This window comes from Mesorhizobium sp. GW821-FHT07A06, from assembly GCF_059419085.1.
The window spans coordinates 17,773-35,817 of record NZ_JBWKRC010000013.1 but is presented as its reverse complement, the minus strand read 5'-3'; the positions used below and the strand labels follow the sequence as shown (position 1 = coordinate 35,817).

Genomic DNA, 18,045 nt, shown 5'->3' with positions numbered 1-18,045 from the left:
CACCTACACGGCCAAGGACGCCAACGGCAACACGGTGACCGGAACGGTCAAGATCGATGTCGTCGATGACGTGCCGACCGCGCATGCCGACACCAACAGCGTCGCGGAAGGCGCCCTGCTCAGCGTCACGGCGGCGGCCGGCGTGCTGGCCAATGACGTGGCCGGCGCGGACGGCTTTGCCCCCGGCGGTGCGGTGACGGGCGTGGCCACCGGCTCCAACGTCTCCAACCCGGTAAGCGGCAACATCGGCGGCCTCGGCATCGCGGGCCAGTACGGCACGCTGGTGCTGAACGCCAACGGCTCCTATACCTACAAGGCCAATCCCGACTCGGTCACCACCAACGCGGTCGACCACTTCGTCTACACCGTCACCGACGGCGACGGCGACACCTCGACCGTGACCCTCGACATCACCGTCAACAACGTCAGCCTGACCCCCGTCAACCAGACCGGCCAGGTCAACGAAGCCGCGCTCGACCTGACGAAGGATGGCTCGGACCTTGCCGCCGGCACGGTGACGGGCTCCGCCCCGTCGAGCACGGCCGAGACGGTGACGGGACAACTTACCGTCGCCGGCACCGGTATCACCTACACGCCGATCAGCACCACGACGGCGCATGGCGTGTTCGCGTTGCAGGCCAACGGCGCCTGGACCTACACGCTGACGTCGCCATTCGACAGCGGCGCAACGCAAGGCGCCAACACGCTGACCGCGGCCGAGAGCTTCACCTACACGGCCAAGGACGCCAACGGCAACACGGTGACCGGAACGGTCAAGATCGATGTCGTCGATGACGTGCCGACTTTGGGCCCCGTGCAGAATCAGCAGACCAACGATGATCCTTCGCAGGCGCCTGCGGTCGGCACGCTCCATTTTGTCGCCGGTGCCGATGGCGTCGGATCAGCAATGACAATCACGGCCGATACAACTGGTCTGACCTCAGCTGGACATCACCTTGTGACGGCGCAGTCAGGCAATGTTTTGACCGCCTACGCCGACAATGACGGCAGCGGAACCTTCACCACGGGCGATACGGCGGTTTTCACCCTTACCGTCAATCCCACCGCCGGCACGTCAGGGCAGTATGTATTCGACTTGCTGGCGCCGCTCGATGGCACGGTGACCCCTGTTTCGATCGGGAGCGGCAGTTCTTTCGGCGCAGGCCCAACTGCATCCATCGTTGTGGATGTGAGCAAGACGAACCACGAGCATATCGTCATGGTGACGGGCTGGGGTGCGTCTATCGATAACAAAGGCGATGTCTCATCCCCAATGTCCCCAAGCCAGGAAGCGGCGTGGCTATCGGGGGGCAACCCGGTATTGAAGCAGGACGTCAACGTGAACGGCTCGGCAGCCGGTTGGGGGCTGGACAACAATAATTTCGATCAAGGGGAGTTCATGCGTTTCGACTTCGGAACGCCGAACTCTTACGCAAACTCTTACACCGATCCAGCTGGCACCAACCCCTATGTTGCGCCAAATGGTATCACCATGGATAACGTCTCCTATGCGACGTTCACCTTTGGCGCGGTTGATCCTGTCACCAACAAGATTGAATTCGTCGCCCATTACGTCGACGGAACATCGCAAGCCTTTACTCCAGCGACCGGCGCTACGTCGGTGACCATCCAATCGCCGACCGGATTACAGATTGCCTGGATCGATGCGTACGAGTCCTCGGGCTCGACGAAACTCAACCTGACGAGCGTCGGGTCGATTTCCACCAGTGTCGACCATACGATCCCCTTTACCCTGCAACTCGGGGATGGCGACGGGGACACGACAACGACCGCCAATTTCTCAGTCCACGTGAAAGACGGATTGGCGCCTCTCGCTGTTGCCGCTCCGATCTTGCTCGACCTCAACCACGACGGGATCCACACCACCGATCTGACGCACTCCACCGTTTCGTATGACTACAATGGCGACGGCGTCGCTTCGAAAACCGCGTGGGTCGACCAGCATGACGGCATCCTGGCGATCGATCTCAACGGCGACGGCAAGGTGAGCAATGCGCCGGAGTTTGTGTTCACCCAGCAAGCCCCTGGTGCCAAGACCGACCTTGCCGCGCTCGAGCAGCTCTACGACACGAACCATGACGGCAAGCTGACCGCCGCCGATCACGACTTTGCGCAATTTGGTGTCTGGCAGGATGCCAACGGCAACGGCGTATCGGATCCAGGCGAGTTCAAGTCACTGGCCGCCTTGGGCATCGTCGAGATCGGTCTCGAGAGCAACAATCAGTACTCGGTTTCGGCAGACGGCTCGGTCTTGACCTATGGCGAAGCCACCTTCACCACCGCCGATGGCCAGACAGGTGCGGTTGGTGACATCGGCTTCGGCAATTTCGATGGTGCAGGCCCCGCGGGCACGTCGACCATCGCCGGCACTTCAGGCGCTGACACTTTCAAAATCGACAATCTGAACATCAAGGACCTGATCTCGGACTATCATAGCGGCGAAGGCGACAAGATCGACTTGAGCGCGTTGTTCGACAAGGCGCCAGTCGGCAACATCGCCGACTATGTGCATTACAACAATGCGACCGGCGCCGTGAGCGTCGACACCAGCGGCTCGGGCAACACGGCCAACTTCGTGGATGTCGCCGTTCTGCAGAACACGCCGGCCGCCGGGACGATCAACATCCTCTACGACGACACGCAGCATCAACAGCACACGGCCACGATTTAGTACTTATGCGTGGCCGTGCTCCCGTGCTATGCATTAGCGAAACATAAAATTGCAGTTTGGAGAGGGACTTACATGAAGCGTTGTGGAAGATTGCTGGCTACGGCCGCCGCGCTGCTGCTGGCTGGATCGACGGGCTTCGCCGCCGACATCATCGAGGGACCTGTAGGCGACTATTGCCGCACCGTCGGTACGTCCAACCTGGTGCTGACCGACAATATCGTCGATCTCAAGCAACAGGTGGTGAAGCTGATGGACGAGTCGGTTGCCGTCGCCAACAGTTCGGAATGGATCAATTCATCCCGGCCGGCATTCGTGTGGGCATCGGAAGCCAAGGTCGCCTGCGGCATGGCCTATGGCTATCTGAAGACGAACTACAAGGACGAAGACACACTCAACAAATGCGAGTGCTTCCACGATCGCATGGTCGAGTACATGCACTGACCGGATAGGCCGTGCCTGTTGGCCGTCATGACAGCCGAGCGATCGATCCTGGGGGCGGTCGCCGGCATAATCCCCCTGACCAGCGTCGCCCGTTTGCCGCGCAGTCCAGTGGAACTTGCCGCGGACGGCCCGTACACCACCGAACGAAGCATCGCGCCGGGCACAATGAGCCGGGTCCCGGGTGATCCGCGCCCGCTGCCGCAGGCGAGGTCGACCAATGCTCAAGGCGGTGAGGGCCCGCCTCCTTGAAGAGCACGGCAAAACAGCACGGCACATCCGCCGCAACATGAATTGAAGACCAGACCGGGAAATACCCGGCGACAGATAGGGTGGAGCAATCATGGAAGCAGGCCGGCAGGTCCGCAACCCGCCGATTTTGGCAATCACCCTGGCGCTCGCCACGATAGTGTCGGGCTGCCAGTCGAAAGGCGGCGTTTCCGACGTGCTCGATCCGGCCGCGGTTGCCGCGCCCGCCGGCCAGAGCGGCGCCGCCGGCGCCGGTCCGGCCCAGGCGAGCCAGTCGCTCGGCACCGGTTCGACCAAAGTCACGATGTTGCTGCCCTTGTCGGCTCCCGGGACGTCGGGGGAGAACGGCAGGAAGATGCGTGACGCCGCCAAGCTGGCGATGACCGATATCGGCAATGGATTGCTGACGCTGACGATCGAGGACACCAAGGGCGACAGCGCACAGGCCAGCAAGCAGGCCGTGCAGGCCATAACGACGGGATCGAAAGTGGTCATCGGTCCGACCGAACTGCCGGCGGCGCAGCATATTGCCACGCTGTCCGGATCGAAGCGGCCGCCGGTCCTGGCGCTTGCCGACAATTTCGCTGGCGGCGCTGGGGTTTATGCCGTGCGTCTCAGCGAAGCCGACAGCGCCGCGGCGGGGGCAGCTGGGCTCGCCGCGAAAGGCCGCAAGAAGTTCGTACTGCTGGTCGCGGAAGGCTCAAACGCCAGCGCCGTGGAGAAGCGGGTGGCGAATGGCCTTAGCATCTATGGCGCAACGCTCGCGGTCACCCTGCCTTATTCGGCCGGTGACGGCGGCGCGAAGGCCATCGACCAGATGGGCTCGCTCGTGGACGCTCCCGACGCGGTCATCGTTGCCAGCGGCGACGGCAGCCCCTCGCCCGTCCTTGCCGCTCTCAAATCAAAGGGCATTCCGGGAAAGGCAATCTCCGTCGTCGGAACGGACCGCTGGCTGGAACATCCCATGGATCCGTTGTTCGAGGGGGCATACATCGCCACGCTCGATTCAAGCGAAACCGGACCGATCGCCGACCGTTTCAGGACGACATACAACTACCCGGCCGACGTCAATGTGGCCTATGCCTATGATATGGTTGCGCTGACAGCTGGGATAGCGAGCGCGGTCGGACCTGACGGCTTCAGCAAACAGGTGCTCGAAAACCCGAACGGGTTTCGCGGATCGACAGGTTTGTTCCGTTTTCGCGCTGACGGATCCAGCCAAAGATCGATGCCATTCTATCGGATAGAAAAGGGTGCGCTCAAACTGGTTGCCAAATCGACGTCGGGTTTCTGACCGGCTGCCGGGGGGACCTTGCTCGAACGCCGCGATGGCCTGATGGGCACGCCTCGGCATGTCCGACTGATGATCGCGGTCGGGAGCCTTGAACTGCTGGTCGGAATAGTCCTGATCATGCACGCCGGAGCCTTGCTTTCGGTCGACCGGCCCGGCCCTGCTCCGCCGCTGGAAAATTCCGGCAAGCAGGCGGCCCCGGCGGACACCGCCACTGTCGACGGATCAAGACGAGAACCGGCACGGCGGATTGCCGAGAGCCTCATCGCCCCGCCGCCGGTTGACGCCTCGGAAATCGAGCGGGTCGAAGCCCGGCCGCCGCTCGGTGAACTCGGCCTCGCCATCCGCCCCAGGACGCCAATGCCGCAAGACTGGCGCGAAACCCTGCTCTACCATCCCATTGCAACGTCGTCGGCGACTTTCGAATCGATGGGGCGGAAAGTGGCGATCAGCGGGGCCCTGGACATCGACGTGGCCCAGACCTGCTCCTTTCGCGACGAAGCCTGGCCCTGTGGGCTGCGCGCCCGCGCGGCCTTCAATGCCTGGCTGCGGGGGCGCGCGCTGACCTGTTTCCTGCCGCCGGAAGCCGAGCGCTTTGCCATCGCCGCGCCGTGCCGGCTGGGCAAGCAGGATGTCGGCGCCTGGCTCGTCGCCAATGGTTGGGCCATGGCGCTGCCGGGCGGCATCTATGGCAAGGCGGAAGCAATTGCCAAAGATGCCGAGATGGGTATCTTCGGGCCGCCGCGATAGGCTGGGAGGGGCAGGCTCGGTCGCCGAGGTCGCGCGATGACAAGGATGGATCGTTCAAATTGTACGGTTCGGCGAAACCGAAATTACGGCAGACAGGCCTTATATCAGCCGATCTGACAGGAGATCGGCCGATGACGAGACCAATGGCGACCACCACTGCCCAGGCCTGGAAGCACGTCGCGTGGCTGACGTTCCTGGGAACCGCCGGGAGCCTCGGCCTTTCCCTTGGACTGAACTACCTGCTCCTGTTCAGCGACACGCTAACGCCGTTCGCCCGCAGCATGATCACCGCAGGACTGCTGCCGGTGATCATCGGCCTGCCGCTTTTCGCGCTGATCGGCTGGAACCGGGTCGAAATCCACCGCTACCGCCAGGAACTCAACAAGTCCGGGACGTATGACAGGCTGACGGGCTGCCTGAACGGGCCGGTCTTCACGTCGATGATTGAACGACGGGCCGCCAGGCGATCGGGACCAGGACCACGCTCGGGCGCCTTCCTGATCATTCATCCCGAACACCTTCGATCCATCAACATGCGCTTTGGCCTCGAATGGGGCGACGAGGCCTTGCGGCTCATCGTCTCGACCATACAGTCGTCGGTGCGCGAGGAGGATCTGGTTGGACGCATCGGAGCCTCGATGTTCGGGGTTTTCCTCTCGGGCGCGACGGAAGCGGAGGCCAAGGAAGTCGGCGAACGTATCCGGACGCGTGTCGCACAGGTCTACTTCGCGCCAAAAGGCACCGAGGATGCCCTCACCATAAAGGTCGGCGGTGTGATGTTGGAGAACGAGATGGAGTTCTCGGACATGTTCCGGTCCGCCGAACAACGCCTGTCCGACGCGCAGGATGACGCCGGGTTCGAACTGACGCATATGCACAGCTGACAACGGCCGAGGCGCCAAGGCAGGCCGATTCAAGAACCAGGAAACTGGTTCTGCGAGAATATAGGAAACGGCCTTTCCGCCCATTGGCGAGCCGGGATGATCCTGTCAGGCGAGCCCACGCTCCAACCTCGTAGCGGCCGACGACGACGCTTCCGTTGGTGGTGGCCTCTGCGTCTGCACCGAGCTTGGCATGCGTCCGCCGAAGACCGCCGCCACCATGCGAGTGCTGAAGCCATTGTCGCGGATTGCCATTGCGGCGGTCCCGGCGCTCCAGCGGTGTGCTTCAAGAGTGCGTCCCACGCCATTCAAGGTGCCTCTGTCTGCCGTGGAGCGCGTGGTTCAGGTCGGGAAGGCCCGCGCCATTTCGGTCGCAGGAGACCTCAAGGCTGGAATGACGGCTCTCGATGAATCGCTGCCTTATCGATTCGTTCAGATTGCCAATACCCCGCTGGAGCCCAACCTTGACAAGTTGAAGGAGCGCTCACGGGCACAGAACGTTTGTGACGCATGGGATATTCTCTGGCCGAGATCGAATCGTCGAGACGTCAAATACGTAAAAGGAAATACTGGCCGCTCTTGGCGACCTGCCGCGGCAGTCCGACTGAAGTTGCCGGCGCATTTCTAGCCGATTACGCATTCGCAACCAATTCAGCAGGCGTCACCCTGGTCTCCATGTTCAAGAAGAAGCACCTCGATTTCAATCTGCTGCGATTGGAGAACCATCCAACGCCCGAGCGGCCAAATGCCATCGCCGCCGCGCTCGCCATGGCCTGAAAGACTGATCAACTCGCGGCCTGCCGAGGTCTCCAATGAGGCGCGAAGCGGCCATTGATCGCGGATCGCGGCTATGCATCGAGCACAAGCGCATCCTCGACGTTGAACCCAAGCCATCCTGACAGGCTCACCGATCGATTCCTTACAAATTCGTAAGGAGCGGTTCATGCGAACGGAGGAAGCTGGCTAACAAAAAATGGTGCGAATTCACGTGCGTAGCAGCCTGCTGGTTGCTTCGAGAACGTGTTCGAATTCGCCCCTTGGTCGTTGTTCCCGTGGCCGGTCGGGGGACTTGGCTTGGAACATATCACCGGAGCCGGATCGCGTGATTGTCGAGTTATTTGGCCCTGCCGGGTCGGGCAAAACAACATTTGCACATGCACTTCAGCGCCGTCTGCAAGCTCAGGGCTACGTTGCGAAAGTCGTGCTTTCCTATCAACCCGGTGCCCATTCCACACCATTTGACCCTGGCGGGCTTTGGTACGCTTTCCAGCGTGTTGTCAGGGCGATACTGCGAACGGTCGCGTTTGCCTTGCGTCCCTTGAACAAGGCGGATGAACTCAGGCTGACAGTCAAGCTGGTCCGAACTTTAACGCCGAAAAATCCGATTTGGTTGATAAGGTTCAGCCGCTACATCCTTGCTCTATCAGTGGCTTGGCAGTATTCGGTCGGCGATCGGGAAATTGTGATTTTCGATCAGGGTTTCATTCAGGCCGTCTGCTCTCTTAGCCTGTTTAGCGGAGTTGCGGACACGGCGTCACTGGCAACGGTCCTGGATCTGATACCCACTTCGGATCTTGCGATAAGTGTGGACGCCGCCGAACCATTATTGTCGAAACGGCTGAAGGACCGGCTCTTTCATCAGAGCTATATGGAGCGGCTGTTCGAGGCAGATCCGAAAACCAACTTGCAATCGATACCAATCATCCACCGGGTAAAAAGCCTCCTTCTCGGCAAAGAGAGATCAACATTAAGCATCGACATGTCCGATGAACGCAGCCTCCAGGAGGCTGTATTTCGCGTCGAAAGAGAGATTGCCGAAATGCGTGGCTAGGATCGTTTCAGGTCAATCAAGCGGCCACGATCTCAAGGCAGGTGCAGGTAAGGTAATCACGCCGCGGGGTTGCGAGAACGCAAGGGAACAAAGTCCGTGGAAATTCCACCGGCAAATGCCGTGCTGCGCCTTCGTCCGCCTGCCAGTGCCGGGAAAAAGTGACCGGCAACGACATCACATTGAAACTGGTTGGAAGAACTGGTGCTGCGAGAGAGGATTGAACTCTCGACCTCTCCCTTACCAAGGGAGTGCTCTACCACTGAGCTACCGCAGCCGCTGATGGCGGGGCTTCTGCCATATCGAACCGGTAAGCGCAAGGCCAAGAACAACGCTTCTGTGAAAGCCTTTGCCGGATAGCTTTCAATGACATGGCGGCGCCACAATGTTGGCTATCCCTGAACGACAGGCCGCCGGCCGGGACGGGACGATGAGCGACAAGACGATATCACCGAAAAAGGGCGGCACGGACCGCAAGGACCGGCTCGCCGAGCAGTTGCGCGCCAATCTGCAGAAACGCAAGGCGCAATCGCGCTCGCGCCGTACAGGGGAAGCCGACCAGAGGCCGGATGGGCTCGGCACGGCCAGGGAAATACAAAAAGATTAACTCAAATCGGCCACTCTTGGACCGGAGCGGGCGAAATCCTATTTCTTGAACCAGATTGGCCAATGGTCTAGACGGGCCGATACTCAAACGATTGAACCGGCCTTTTTGAGCCGAGAGGGACGTTCTTCCATGGATCGCATCAGAATTGTCGGCGGCAACAAGCTCGCCGGAAGCATTCCGATCTCGGGCGCGAAAAATGCCGCTTTGCCGCTGATGATCGCCTCGCTTTTGACCGACGACACGCTGACGCTGGAAAACGTGCCGCATCTGGCCGATGTCGAGCAGCTGATCCGCATCCTGGGCAATCACGGCGTCGACTATTCGGTCAATGGCCGCCGCGAGAAGCAGAATGAAGGCTATTCGCGCACCATCAATTTCTCCGCCCGCAACATCGTCGACACGACGGCACCTTACGAGCTGGTGTCGAAGATGCGCGCCTCGTTCTGGGTGATCGGCCCGCTGCTGGCCCGCATGGGCGAAGCCAAGGTGTCGCTGCCCGGCGGCTGCGCCATCGGCACGCGCCCGGTCGACCTGTTCCTCGAAGGCCTGCAGGCGCTCGGCGCCGATCTCGACGTCGACACCGGCTATGTCATCGCCAAGACCAAGAATGGCCGCCTGGTCGGCAACCGCTATGCCTTCCCGAAAGTCTCGGTCGGCGCCACCCATGTGCTGATGATGGCGGCATCGCTGGCCAAGGGTGAAACCGTGCTGGAAAACGCCGCCTGCGAGCCCGAAATCGTCAACCTCGCCGAATGCCTCAACGCCATGGGCGCGAAAATTTCCGGCGCCGGCACGCCGACCATCACCATCGATGGCGTCGAAGCGCTGTCGGGCGCTCGGGTGCGCGTCATTCCGGACCGCATCGAGACCGGCACCTATGCCATGGCCGTCGCCATGACCGGTGGCGATGTCGTGCTCGAAGGCGCGCGTCCCGAACTGCTGCAGACCGCGCTGGACGTGATTTCGCAGACGGGAGCCGAGATCACACAAACCAATTCCGGCATCCGCGTGAAGCGCAACGGCGCCGGCATTTCGCCGGTCGACGTGACGACCGCGCCCTTCCCGGCCTTCCCGACCGATCTGCAGGCGCAGTTCATGGGCCTGATGACCATGGCCAAAGGCAAGTCGCGCATCACGGAGACGATCTTCGAAAATCGCTTCATGCATGTGCAGGAACTGGCCCGGCTCGGCGCCCACATCACGCTTTCAGGCCAGACGGCGATCGTCGACGGCGTGGCGAAGCTGAAAGGCGCGCCGGTCATGGCCACCGATCTTCGTGCTTCCGTCTCGCTGGTCATCGCCGGCCTTGCCGCCGAAGGCGAGACCACCGTCAACCGCGTCTATCATCTCGACCGGGGCTTCGAGCGGCTGGAGGAGAAGCTCTCCAATTGCGGCGCGGTGATCGAGCGGATTTCGGCGTAGCAAGGGCGACCCTGCCTTCGGCGCTGGCGATTTGCGAAAGCAGATGTTGCATCCAATCTCCCTCCTTGCGGGGGAGATCGGCAGCTTGACCGGTCGCAGCTCCCTTGGCGCGGTTGCACGGATCGCCAAGACCGCCTAACAGAAGGGCTGAACCGTCAACTTCAGGTGCAAATTCCGCATGGCCCTCAAGCTTATCGCGCTCGACGACCAGGATCTGAGCATCGTTTCGGCTCATGTCCAGGACGCCGTCCTGAAAGTCAGTGATCTCGAATACCTGCCCTCGGCCAAGCGCTTCGTGCTGACCATGAACCGTTTCGTCTGGGAGGCGAAGTCGGGCCTGTTTCGCCAGCACAATGAGCGGCGGCAGGCCGTTCTGCATTTCGATCGGGTGCTGGGCGCCAAGACCAATGGCATTGCCCGCGACAAGCCCGCCGAGGTGCTGTCCCTGCTGGCGATCAGCTTCATCGAGATCAGCAAGCCGGCAGGCATCGTCGAGCTGATCTTTTCGGGCGGCGGCACCATCATGCTCGATGTCGAATGCATCGAGGCACGCCTTGCCGATATTGGCGGCGCGTGGGAAGCCACGTCGCGTCCCGTCCACAAGGCTTGAGCGCCCCATGGCCATCACGCTTCGCCAGTCCGATGCCGATTTCGAGCAGCGTTTCGCCTCCTTCCTGACGACCAAGCGGGAAGTATCCGCCGATGTCGAGGCCGCGGTGCGCGCGATCATCTCTCGGGTGCGCGCCGATGGTGATGCGGCGCTGATCGACTATTCCAGTCGCTTCGACCGCGCCGACCTGAAAAGCGTCGGCATCGCCGTATCGAAAGACGAAATCGCCAGTGCCTATGATGGCGCCGACGCACAGACGATCAAGGCGCTCGAATTCGCGCGCGACCGCATCCGCGCCTATCATGAACAGCAGCTTCCGAAGGACAATCGCTATACGGATGCCGCCGGTGTCGAACTCGGCTGGCGCTGGACGGCGATCGAAGCCGTCGGGCTCTACGTGCCGGGCGGCACCGCAAGCTATCCAAGCTCGGTGCTGATGAATGCCATACCGGCCAGGGTTGCCGGCGTCGAACGCGTCGCGATCTGCGTGCCCGCCTCCGGCGGCGCCATACCGCCGCTGGTGCTTGTGGCGGCCGACATCGCTGGCGTTTCCGAAATCTATCGCGTCGGCGGCGCCCAGGCGATCGCTGCCCTTGCCTATGGCACCGAAACGATAAGGCCGGTGGCCAAGGTCGTCGGCCCCGGCAATGCCTATGTCGCGGCGGCCAAGCGGCAGGTTTTCGGCACGGTCGGCATCGACATGATCGCCGGCCCCTCGGAAGTGCTCGTGGTGGCCGACGGCAACAACGATCCTGACTGGATCGCCGCCGACCTGCTCGCCCAGGCCGAACACGATGTATCGGCGCAATCGATCTTGATCACCGACGATCCGGCCTTCGGCAAGGCAGTCGAACAAGCGGTCCAGCGCCAGCTGCAGAGCTTGCCGCGCGGCGAGACCGCGGCTGCGAGCTGGCGCGATTTCGGCGCGGTGATCGAGGTCGCGACCATCGAGGCCGCGCTGCCGCTGGTCGACCGCATCGCGGCCGAACATGTCGAACTGGCCATCGACGATGCCGAAGGTTTCCTGTCGCGGATGCGCAATGCCGGTGCCGTCTTTCTCGGCCGCCACACGCCGGAAGCCATCGGCGACTATGTCGGCGGTTCCAACCACGTGCTGCCGACGGCCCGCTCGGCGCGCTTCTCGTCGGGCTTGTCGGTGCTCGACTTCGTCAAGCGCACCTCGGTACTGAAACTCGGGCCGGAGCAGTTGCGTGTGCTGGCGCCGGCGGCGATCGCGCTCGCCAAGGCGGAAGGGCTCGAGGCGCATGGGCGCTCCGTCGCCATACGGCTGAACATGTAGGCTGAGATGACGGGCCCCGATCAAACCCGCGCAAAGCTGATCGATGTCGAACTCGATGAATCGATCGGCCGTTCCACGCCCGATGTCGAGCACGAGCGGGCGGTGGCGATCTTCGACCTCATCGAGGAGAACAGTTTTCAGCCCGTCAACGACAGCGGCGTCGGTCCCTACCGGTTGAAACTGTCGCTGGCCGAGCAGCGTCTGGTCTTCGCCGTGGCGCGCGAGGACGGTACCGCGGTGGTCACCCACATCCTGTCGCTGACGCCGCTCCGGCGCATCGTCAAGGACTACTACATGATCTGCGAAAGCTATTACGACGCCATCCGCTCCTCGACGCCGAGCCATATCGAGGCGATCGACATGGGCCGGCGCGGTCTGCACAATGAAGGTTCGCAGACTCTGATGGACCGGCTCTCCGGCAAGATCGACATCGACTTCGACACGGCGCGACGGCTGTTCACGCTGGTCTGCGTGCTGCACTGGCGGGGCTAGCCCTGGTACCCGGCGCCCTGCCCCGCTCGATCCTGTTCCTTTGCGGCATGAACGCCGTACGCTCGCCGATGGCCGAGCAACTGGCGCGCCGGATGCTGCCCGCCACCATTTTTGTCGCCTCGGCCGGCGTGCGTGCCGGCGAACGCGACCCGTTCGTCGACGCCGTGCTTGCCGAGGAGGGCCTCACGCTGGGCGAGCGTCATCCAAGGACGCTCGACGATCTCGAGGACGACTATTTCGACCTGATCGTCACGCTGGCGCCGGAGGCGCACCATGCCGCGCTGGAGCTCACGCGCTCGCTCGCCGTCGAGGTCGAATACTGGCCGACGCAGGACCCAACCGGTGCCAGCGGAACGCGCGAGCAGATCATGGCGGCCTACCGCGACGTGCGCGAGCGGCTGAAGTTGCGCATAAGCCGGCGTTTTTTGCCTCCGGAAGCAAAAAACGCGACGGATTAAGCGTGTTCACAAGCGCTCGATTATCATATAGGTTCCGCCGAAATTCCGGCCTGGGCGCCGGAACTGCCATCCAAGCAAAGGTATCGAATGCCGAAGGAAGAAGTCCTCGAGTTTCCGGGTGTCGTGACGGAATTGTTGCCCAACGCGATGTTCCGGGTAAAGCTCGAAAACGAACACGAGATTATCGCCCATACGGCCGGCCGCATGCGCAAGAACCGCATCCGCGTACTGACCGGCGACAAGGTTCTGGTCGAGATGACGCCATACGACCTGACCAAGGGCCGCATCACCTACCGCTTCAAGTAAGATCAAGGCCGACTGGTCCGCGATGAGCATTTTGCAGAAGCTGGTGCTTGCCTCGGGGTCGCCGCGCCGCATCGAACTCTTGCAGCAGGCCGGCATCGAGCCGGACCGGATCCTGCCAGCCGATATCGACGAAACGCCGTTGCGTGCCGAGCATCCGCGTTCGCTCGCCAAGCGGCTGTCGAAGGAAAAGGCCGAGAAGGCGTTCGCATCGCTGAAGACCGAGACGGACTATGCGCCAGGCTTCGTGCTGGCCGCCGACACGGTGGTCGCGGTTGGGCGGCGTATCCTGCCCAAGGCCGAAACGCTCGATGATGCCGCCAACTGCCTCGGCTTGTTGTCCGGTCGTTCGCACCGTGTCTATTCCGGCATCTGCCTGATCACGCCAGGCGGCAAGCTGCGTCAGCGGCTGGTCGAGACGCGGGTGCGTTTCAAGCGGCTGCCGCGCGAGGAGATCGACGCCTATGTCGCCTCGGGCGAATGGCGCGGCAAGGCCGGCGGCTATGCCGTCCAGGGCCTCGCCGGCGCCTTCGTCGTCAAGCTCGTCGGCTCCTACACCAACATCGTAGGGCTGCCGCTCTATGAAACGGTGGCGCTGCTGTCGGGCGAAGGCTTCAAGATCCATCAGAGCTGGCTCATCGCACGGCCATGAACTCCGACTCCAAGGTCACGCCGCTACGCCCAAAGCGCCCCTGCCCCGAATGCGGCAAGCCATCGGCGCGCGACACCTTTCCGTTCTGCTCGACGCGCTGCAAGGACATCGACCTCAACCGCTGGCTGAAGGGTGCCTATGTCATCAAGGCCCGCGACGACGAGGAAGAGCCCGACGCCGACGAGCCGAAATAAGGCCAGGCCATCGGCACGGAGCCAGTGGCGGTTGATCACATGCAAAGGGAACGTCAGTACAAGCGCCGTCGGTGAGGTCTTTCCCGCGGTTGCCTTTGATCAGGCCGCGTGCGTCTTGCGGCTTGTCCGCGCCCAGGCCGGCAGCCAGTCGCCATGGGCCTCCAGGAGATCATCGACCAGCGACCAGATCTGGTCGAGATCGAGCTCCGCCGCCGTGTGCGGATCCATCATTGCCGCGTGGTAGATGTGCTCGCGGTTCTTGCTCACCAGCGCCCGCACCGTCAGTTCCTGGACATTGATGTTGGTGCGGATCAGCGCCGTCAGCTGCGGCGGCAGGTCGCCTATATAGGTCGGCTGGATGCCAGAGGCATCGACGAGGCAAGGCACCTCGACGGCACAATCGCTGGGCAGCGAGGTGATGCAGCCATTGTTGCGGACATTGCCATAGATCACCGACGGTTCGCCGGTCCAGACCGAATTCATGATCGAGGAGGCATATTCCGAGGACTGCTCGACCTCGATGCGGTCGGCCGAACGATAGGCTTGCGCCTGGCCCTTCCAGCGCTCGATCTGTTCGATGCAGCGCTTGGGATATTCATCGAGCGGGATGCCGTATTTCTCGATCAGGTCGGGGCGGCTTCCCTTGATGAAATAGGGCGTGTATTCGGCGAAATGCTCCGAGCTTTCGGTGACGAAATAGCCGAGCCTGGTCAGTATGTCGTAGCGCACCTTGTTGGGGCAGCGCGGGTTCCAGCCGGTTTTTGGCGCGCGGCCTTCGCGATAGGCGCGAACGAGATCCGGATAGAGATCGCGATAGGAACCGTCCGGCTGGCGATGCTCGAATTTCAGATAGAACGACATGTGGTTGATGCCGGCCGAGCGATAGCGGATCTCCTCGTAGGGAAGATCGAGATCGTGCGCCAGTTCCTTCGCCGTGCCCTGCACCGAATGGCAGAGGCCGACCTGCCGGATGTCAGGGTATTTCTCCGATATCGCCCAGGTGTTGATCGCCATCGGGTTGACGTATTGCAGCATGATCGCCTGCGGGCAGACGGCGAGCATGTCCTCGCAGATCGCCCACAGATGCGGCACGGTTCTCAAGCCGCGCATGATGCCGCCGACGCCGAGCGTGTCGGCGATGGTCTGGCGCAGGCCGTATTTCTTCGGCACTTCGAAGTCGGTCACGGTGCAAGGCTCGTAGCCGCCGATCTGAAAGGCGACGACGACGAAGTCCGCACCGACCAGCGCCTTGCGCAGGTCGGAATAGGTCTCGGCCCTTGCTTTCACGCCGAGCGTCGCGATCAGCTTGTTGACGACGACAGCGCTTTCTTCCAGCCGCTGCGGATTGATGTCCATCAGCGCGATTGTTGCTCCCGACAAGGCCGGTCGCTGCAGCACGTCGCCGACAATGTTCTTCATGAACACCGTCGAGCCAGCGCCTATGAATGTGATCCTGGGATTTCTTGCCACGCCACTCTCCGGCATAAGTTCAGGCTTGATGCGGCCTCGACTATGCCGCGTGCAAGCCGCCGCCGTCCAGCCTGGGCGAACTGGACGACAGTCTGGGGGCGCTGGACATCGCGCTTTCGCCTGCTGAACTCGAGTGCGAGCTCGAGCGCATGGTCGCGCCCGACGCGATCGGTGAAGAATGGCAGCACCGGGACGGAGGCTGGCTGGCGACAAGGGGCCAGACCTCAGGCCATTCCGGCGATGAAAGCGCCGAGGAAGCCGCCTTTCGACGGCATCTCTTTTCCTACCAGAAATCGACAGCTGGGCGCTGGACAGGCCGAATTCCCGTGCTATAACCCACGCGCTTTCAAGGGGCGCCCGTGGCGCCCTCATGAAATCCGGTTCACGAGAATTCGTTTGCCGGAACAGGCCCAGATAGCTCAGTTGGTAGAGCAGCGGACTGAAAATCCGCGTGTCGGTGGTTCGAATCCGCCTCTGGGCACCATCAGCTTTAAATTGTATTTTCCTCTCGCAACTTGGTTTTTCGTCATAAGTTTTGACACAACCATTGCGCCTGTCACAACTCTCTCTCGGTTCTCTCTCGGTGTTGGTATTATTGATGGTATCCAGCCACCTAGTGTATTTCGGCAATTGGTAGGGTGAACACCCAAATTCCTGGCTTGGTGCCGTTTTTCAATCACGTTGTGCACTCAGTTCGATCATATCAGCAACGGCAGAGCCGGCTGGAACGTGGTGACATCGACCGGCGAGAAAAAAGCGCACAACTTCAACTTCTGCACACTGGACGACCACGAAACGCGCTACGAGCGCGCCAAGGAGTTCATCGAGGTGATGCGAGAGCGCGATTTTCACGACGAATCCCATTCGTCTCTCAAATCAACGCACAGGCTTGCTTCCGGGCCCTATCCGCCTCCGGCCACCATCTACCAACTCACTTCATCGTCCTGCGGCCCATTCCAGCCGATCGGCCGAAATCAGCGACGTCGCGACTCGCCAGACGAAATGACTTTGCTCTACCCGGCCCTTCAGTGGAATTGATTTGCTTGGTGATCCCCCATCCTTAGGGCAAACTTCCCGGAGGGGCTGCAGGAGGTGATATGAGAGCACGTGCAGCGACGCTTGGGGATCTCGAGGATGTCTTCCATGGCCTGTCCAAGCGGATGTCGGACGAATACGCGGCGGCCGGCAAGGACAGCAAGATCGCCTACGACAATCTGATGATGAATTTGAAGGAAGGCCGTGCGCACGCGCTTGTCGAGGGCGACAAGGCCGTGGCGATCATCGCCTGGCATGAGAACAGCGACGCCGCCGATACGCTGTTTGCCGCGCAGGAGGATTTCTTCCGCGCCTCGACCGTCCGTTTCTGCAAGCGGCACATCCGCCACATCCAGGCGCTCGCCGGCAACCTTCCCATCCACTCACGCAGCTGGCTGCAGGGCCCCGACGTCGCCAGGTGGTTCAGCGTCATCGGCTATGTCGAGCGCGGCCAGGAGAACGGCGCCAATCTGTTCGAACTGCCGCCGGCGCGCGCCAGCTGAGGATCCCCGGCTGGTGGCAAGTCTCCTCCTTGCCGCAACGCCGGCTGTACCTCGCTATCGCCCGCGCAATTCTTTGATGCGGGTCACTTTTTCGAGCGCTTTAACTCGGGGGCCTTGCGAATTGCAGACTCGGCCGCCTTATGGACCGTTTAGCCGAGCGGCTTGCGCAGGGCGACGATTGGCGGGATGTTACAGGGGGGCACCGGGCAAACCGGCAGGCCGGGATCGATATGGCTGCTGAAAATGTCGCGAGCTTTCTTCGCCCTTCTTACCTTTGTTGCCTTGCTGGGGCCGGTAGAGGCAAGCAAGCGTGTGTCTCATCTGCTTGACCGCTCCAACCTGCCGATCTCCTATCTTCGCGAATCGGACCTCGTGACCGCATACACGACTGCAATGGCGCGCTTCCGTCTGCAGTTCGCGGGACGTGCGGGCGAAACCAATCTTGCGGTCTCTCTCGAGCCGTTGCTTCTGCGGGCGGAATTCCGTGCGCGAACATGGCGCTCGGCGGACGGCAGCTTGTTGCAAGGCTTCGCCGGCAAGGGCGGCTTCCGGTTGACTATCGGCAACTGCCTGGCACGTATCTGCGCTGCCAGCGAATGCAGCGATGCCGGTTGGCCGGTTTACACCTGCAGCGACGGACGCAAGCGCAAGATGTCCGTCACCGATTTTGTCACGGCAAGCTTCGACGGCGTCCCCTATCGTCGATTGAGCGCCTCCCCTTCACGGGAATGATGGCGCAATGGCGGGTACTGCGACTCGCCGCCGCAGCCATGCAGAACCCTCAGCGTGCCGAATTGATCGGCGACATCATTTTTTTCCGCGAACACGGTCCAAATGGCATGAGATGGCGGCGTTCCCCGGGCGCGGACT

At 61.9% G+C, this 18,045-nt stretch carries 20 protein-coding genes and 2 tRNA genes; 20 read left to right on the top strand and 2 right to left on the bottom strand.

What is annotated here, in order from left to right; genetic code table 11:
* Window positions 1–34 precede the first annotated feature (34 nt).
* The 7 genes from AC07SZ_RS29455 (at window position 35) to AC07SZ_RS29425 (ending at window position 8,132) form a co-directional block, all read left to right on the top strand.
* Entirely contained in the window at window positions 35–2,692 is a 2,658-nt protein-coding gene (locus tag AC07SZ_RS29455) for a beta strand repeat-containing protein (RefSeq protein WP_494917162.1), read from the top strand.
* A gap of 72 nt (window positions 2,693–2,764) precedes the next feature.
* Window positions 2,765–3,133, top strand: coding sequence for a hypothetical protein (locus tag AC07SZ_RS29450; protein ID WP_065005669.1), 369 nt, complete (start codon window positions 2,765–2,767; stop codon window positions 3,131–3,133).
* Window positions 3,134–3,473: 340 nt separating this feature from the next.
* Entirely contained in the window at window positions 3,474–4,673 is a 1,200-nt protein-coding gene (locus tag AC07SZ_RS29445; protein ID WP_056565923.1) for a type 1 periplasmic-binding domain-containing protein, read from the top strand.
* An 18-nt stretch (window positions 4,674–4,691) separates the two neighbouring features.
* Complete coding sequence (locus AC07SZ_RS29440; protein ID WP_244493935.1) at window positions 4,692–5,420, top strand: thermonuclease family protein; 729 nt, start codon at window positions 4,692–4,694, stop codon at window positions 5,418–5,420.
* A gap of 131 nt (window positions 5,421–5,551) precedes the next feature.
* Window positions 5,552–6,304 (top strand): GGDEF domain-containing protein, encoded by a 753-nt coding sequence (locus tag AC07SZ_RS29435; RefSeq protein WP_494917014.1) that lies wholly within the window; start codon window positions 5,552–5,554, stop codon window positions 6,302–6,304.
* A gap of 507 nt (window positions 6,305–6,811) precedes the next feature.
* The gene (locus tag AC07SZ_RS29430) at window positions 6,812–7,078 is read left to right on the top strand and encodes a hypothetical protein (RefSeq protein WP_244493933.1); all 267 of its coding nucleotides are present in this window, start codon (window positions 6,812–6,814) and stop codon (window positions 7,076–7,078) included.
* 325 nt (window positions 7,079–7,403) lie between these two features.
* On the top strand, window positions 7,404–8,132 hold the full coding sequence (locus tag AC07SZ_RS29425; RefSeq protein ID WP_494917013.1) for a hypothetical protein: 729 nt from the start codon (window positions 7,404–7,406) through the stop codon (window positions 8,130–8,132).
* 199 nt (window positions 8,133–8,331) lie between these two features.
* Here the strand turns inward: AC07SZ_RS29425 and AC07SZ_RS29420 are convergent.
* Window positions 8,332–8,406, bottom strand: a tRNA-Thr gene (locus AC07SZ_RS29420).
* A gap of 153 nt (window positions 8,407–8,559) precedes the next feature.
* Between AC07SZ_RS29420 and AC07SZ_RS29415 the strand changes: the two genes are divergently transcribed.
* From AC07SZ_RS29415 to yacG, 9 genes are all read left to right on the top strand, one after another.
* On the top strand, window positions 8,560–8,736 hold the full coding sequence (locus tag AC07SZ_RS29415; protein WP_081295154.1) for a hypothetical protein: 177 nt from the start codon (window positions 8,560–8,562) through the stop codon (window positions 8,734–8,736).
* Window positions 8,737–8,865: 129 nt separating this feature from the next.
* Complete coding sequence (murA, locus tag AC07SZ_RS29410; RefSeq protein WP_056565913.1) at window positions 8,866–10,158, top strand: UDP-N-acetylglucosamine 1-carboxyvinyltransferase; 1,293 nt, start codon at window positions 8,866–8,868, stop codon at window positions 10,156–10,158.
* A gap of 178 nt (window positions 10,159–10,336) precedes the next feature.
* Window positions 10,337–10,768: a DUF2948 family protein gene (locus tag AC07SZ_RS29405; protein WP_056565911.1), complete on the top strand. Its 432-nt coding sequence runs from the start codon at window positions 10,337–10,339 to the stop codon at window positions 10,766–10,768.
* Between the two features lie 7 nt (window positions 10,769–10,775).
* Entirely contained in the window at window positions 10,776–12,068 is a 1,293-nt protein-coding gene (gene hisD, locus AC07SZ_RS29400; protein ID WP_056565908.1) for a histidinol dehydrogenase, read from the top strand.
* Between the two features lie 6 nt (window positions 12,069–12,074).
* Window positions 12,075–12,560: a UPF0262 family protein gene (locus tag AC07SZ_RS29395; RefSeq protein ID WP_172374503.1), complete on the top strand. Its 486-nt coding sequence runs from the start codon at window positions 12,075–12,077 to the stop codon at window positions 12,558–12,560.
* Window positions 12,548–13,018 (top strand): arsenate-mycothiol transferase ArsC, encoded by a 471-nt coding sequence (locus AC07SZ_RS29390; RefSeq protein ID WP_081295153.1) that lies wholly within the window; start codon window positions 12,548–12,550, stop codon window positions 13,016–13,018. The genes AC07SZ_RS29395 and AC07SZ_RS29390 overlap by 13 nt, the downstream gene beginning before the upstream one ends.
* Window positions 13,019–13,105: 87 nt before the next feature.
* Window positions 13,106–13,324 carry a translation initiation factor IF-1 gene (gene infA / locus AC07SZ_RS29385; RefSeq protein WP_006200926.1) on the top strand — a complete coding sequence of 73 codons (219 nt, stop codon included), beginning with the start codon at window positions 13,106–13,108 and terminating at the stop codon, window positions 13,322–13,324.
* A 22-nt stretch (window positions 13,325–13,346) separates the two neighbouring features.
* Window positions 13,347–13,973, top strand: coding sequence for a Maf-like protein (locus tag AC07SZ_RS29380; RefSeq protein WP_494917010.1), 627 nt, complete (start codon window positions 13,347–13,349; stop codon window positions 13,971–13,973).
* A complete protein-coding gene (gene yacG, locus AC07SZ_RS29375; RefSeq protein ID WP_140775268.1) occupies window positions 13,970–14,167 on the top strand; it encodes a DNA gyrase inhibitor YacG in 198 nt (65 codons plus the stop codon). The genes AC07SZ_RS29380 and yacG overlap by 4 nt, the downstream gene beginning before the upstream one ends.
* Window positions 14,168–14,266: 99 nt before the next feature.
* Here the strand turns inward: yacG and AC07SZ_RS29370 are convergent, their stop codons facing one another.
* On the bottom strand, window positions 14,267–15,637 hold the full coding sequence (locus AC07SZ_RS29370; RefSeq protein WP_494917008.1) for an alpha-glucosidase/alpha-galactosidase: 1,371 nt from the start codon (window positions 15,635–15,637) through the stop codon (window positions 14,267–14,269).
* 408 nt (window positions 15,638–16,045) lie between these two features.
* On the opposite strand from AC07SZ_RS29370, the gene AC07SZ_RS29365 reads away from it, so the two are divergent.
* The 4 genes from AC07SZ_RS29365 to AC07SZ_RS29350 all read left to right on the top strand — a co-directional run bounded on the left by AC07SZ_RS29365 (window position 16,046) and on the right by AC07SZ_RS29350 (window position 17,907).
* A tRNA-Phe gene (locus AC07SZ_RS29365) sits at window positions 16,046–16,121 on the top strand.
* A gap of 197 nt (window positions 16,122–16,318) precedes the next feature.
* Entirely contained in the window at window positions 16,319–16,675 is a 357-nt protein-coding gene (locus AC07SZ_RS29360) for an LLM class flavin-dependent oxidoreductase (RefSeq protein WP_494917006.1), read from the top strand.
* 59 nt (window positions 16,676–16,734) lie between these two features.
* Entirely contained in the window at window positions 16,735–17,175 is a 441-nt protein-coding gene (locus AC07SZ_RS29355; protein WP_056565892.1) for a hypothetical protein, read from the top strand.
* 243 nt (window positions 17,176–17,418) lie between these two features.
* Entirely contained in the window at window positions 17,419–17,907 is a 489-nt protein-coding gene (locus AC07SZ_RS29350; protein WP_056565889.1) for a hypothetical protein, read from the top strand.
* Window positions 17,908–18,045 lie beyond the last annotated feature (138 nt).

Bases quoted from the DNA above. Each gene is read 5' to 3' on its own strand.
- AC07SZ_RS29415 (WP_081295154.1), top strand. From the start codon at position 8,560: ATGAGCGACAAGACGATATCACCGAAAAAGGGCGGCACGGACCGCAAG.
- AC07SZ_RS29380 (WP_494917010.1), top strand. From the start codon at position 13,347: ATGAGCATTTTGCAGAAGCTGGTGCTTGCCTCGGGGTCGCCGCGCCGC.
- AC07SZ_RS29430 (WP_244493933.1), top strand. From the start codon at position 6,812: ATGGGATATTCTCTGGCCGAGATCGAATCGTCGAGACGTCAAATACGT.
- AC07SZ_RS29450 (WP_065005669.1), top strand. From the start codon at position 2,765: ATGAAGCGTTGTGGAAGATTGCTGGCTACGGCCGCCGCGCTGCTGCTG.
- AC07SZ_RS29405 (WP_056565911.1), top strand. From the start codon at position 10,337: ATGGCCCTCAAGCTTATCGCGCTCGACGACCAGGATCTGAGCATCGTT.
- AC07SZ_RS29445 (WP_056565923.1), top strand. From the start codon at position 3,474: ATGGAAGCAGGCCGGCAGGTCCGCAACCCGCCGATTTTGGCAATCACC.
- murA (WP_056565913.1), top strand. From the start codon at position 8,866: ATGGATCGCATCAGAATTGTCGGCGGCAACAAGCTCGCCGGAAGCATT.
- AC07SZ_RS29355 (WP_056565892.1), top strand. From the start codon at position 16,735: ATGAGAGCACGTGCAGCGACGCTTGGGGATCTCGAGGATGTCTTCCAT.
- AC07SZ_RS29435 (WP_494917014.1), top strand. From the start codon at position 5,552: ATGACGAGACCAATGGCGACCACCACTGCCCAGGCCTGGAAGCACGTC.
- infA (WP_006200926.1), top strand. From the start codon at position 13,106: ATGCCGAAGGAAGAAGTCCTCGAGTTTCCGGGTGTCGTGACGGAATTG.
- hisD (WP_056565908.1), top strand. From the start codon at position 10,776: ATGGCCATCACGCTTCGCCAGTCCGATGCCGATTTCGAGCAGCGTTTC.
- yacG (WP_140775268.1), top strand. From the start codon at position 13,970: ATGAACTCCGACTCCAAGGTCACGCCGCTACGCCCAAAGCGCCCCTGC.
- AC07SZ_RS29395 (WP_172374503.1), top strand. From the start codon at position 12,075: ATGACGGGCCCCGATCAAACCCGCGCAAAGCTGATCGATGTCGAACTC.
- AC07SZ_RS29350 (WP_056565889.1), top strand. From the start codon at position 17,419: ATGTCGCGAGCTTTCTTCGCCCTTCTTACCTTTGTTGCCTTGCTGGGG.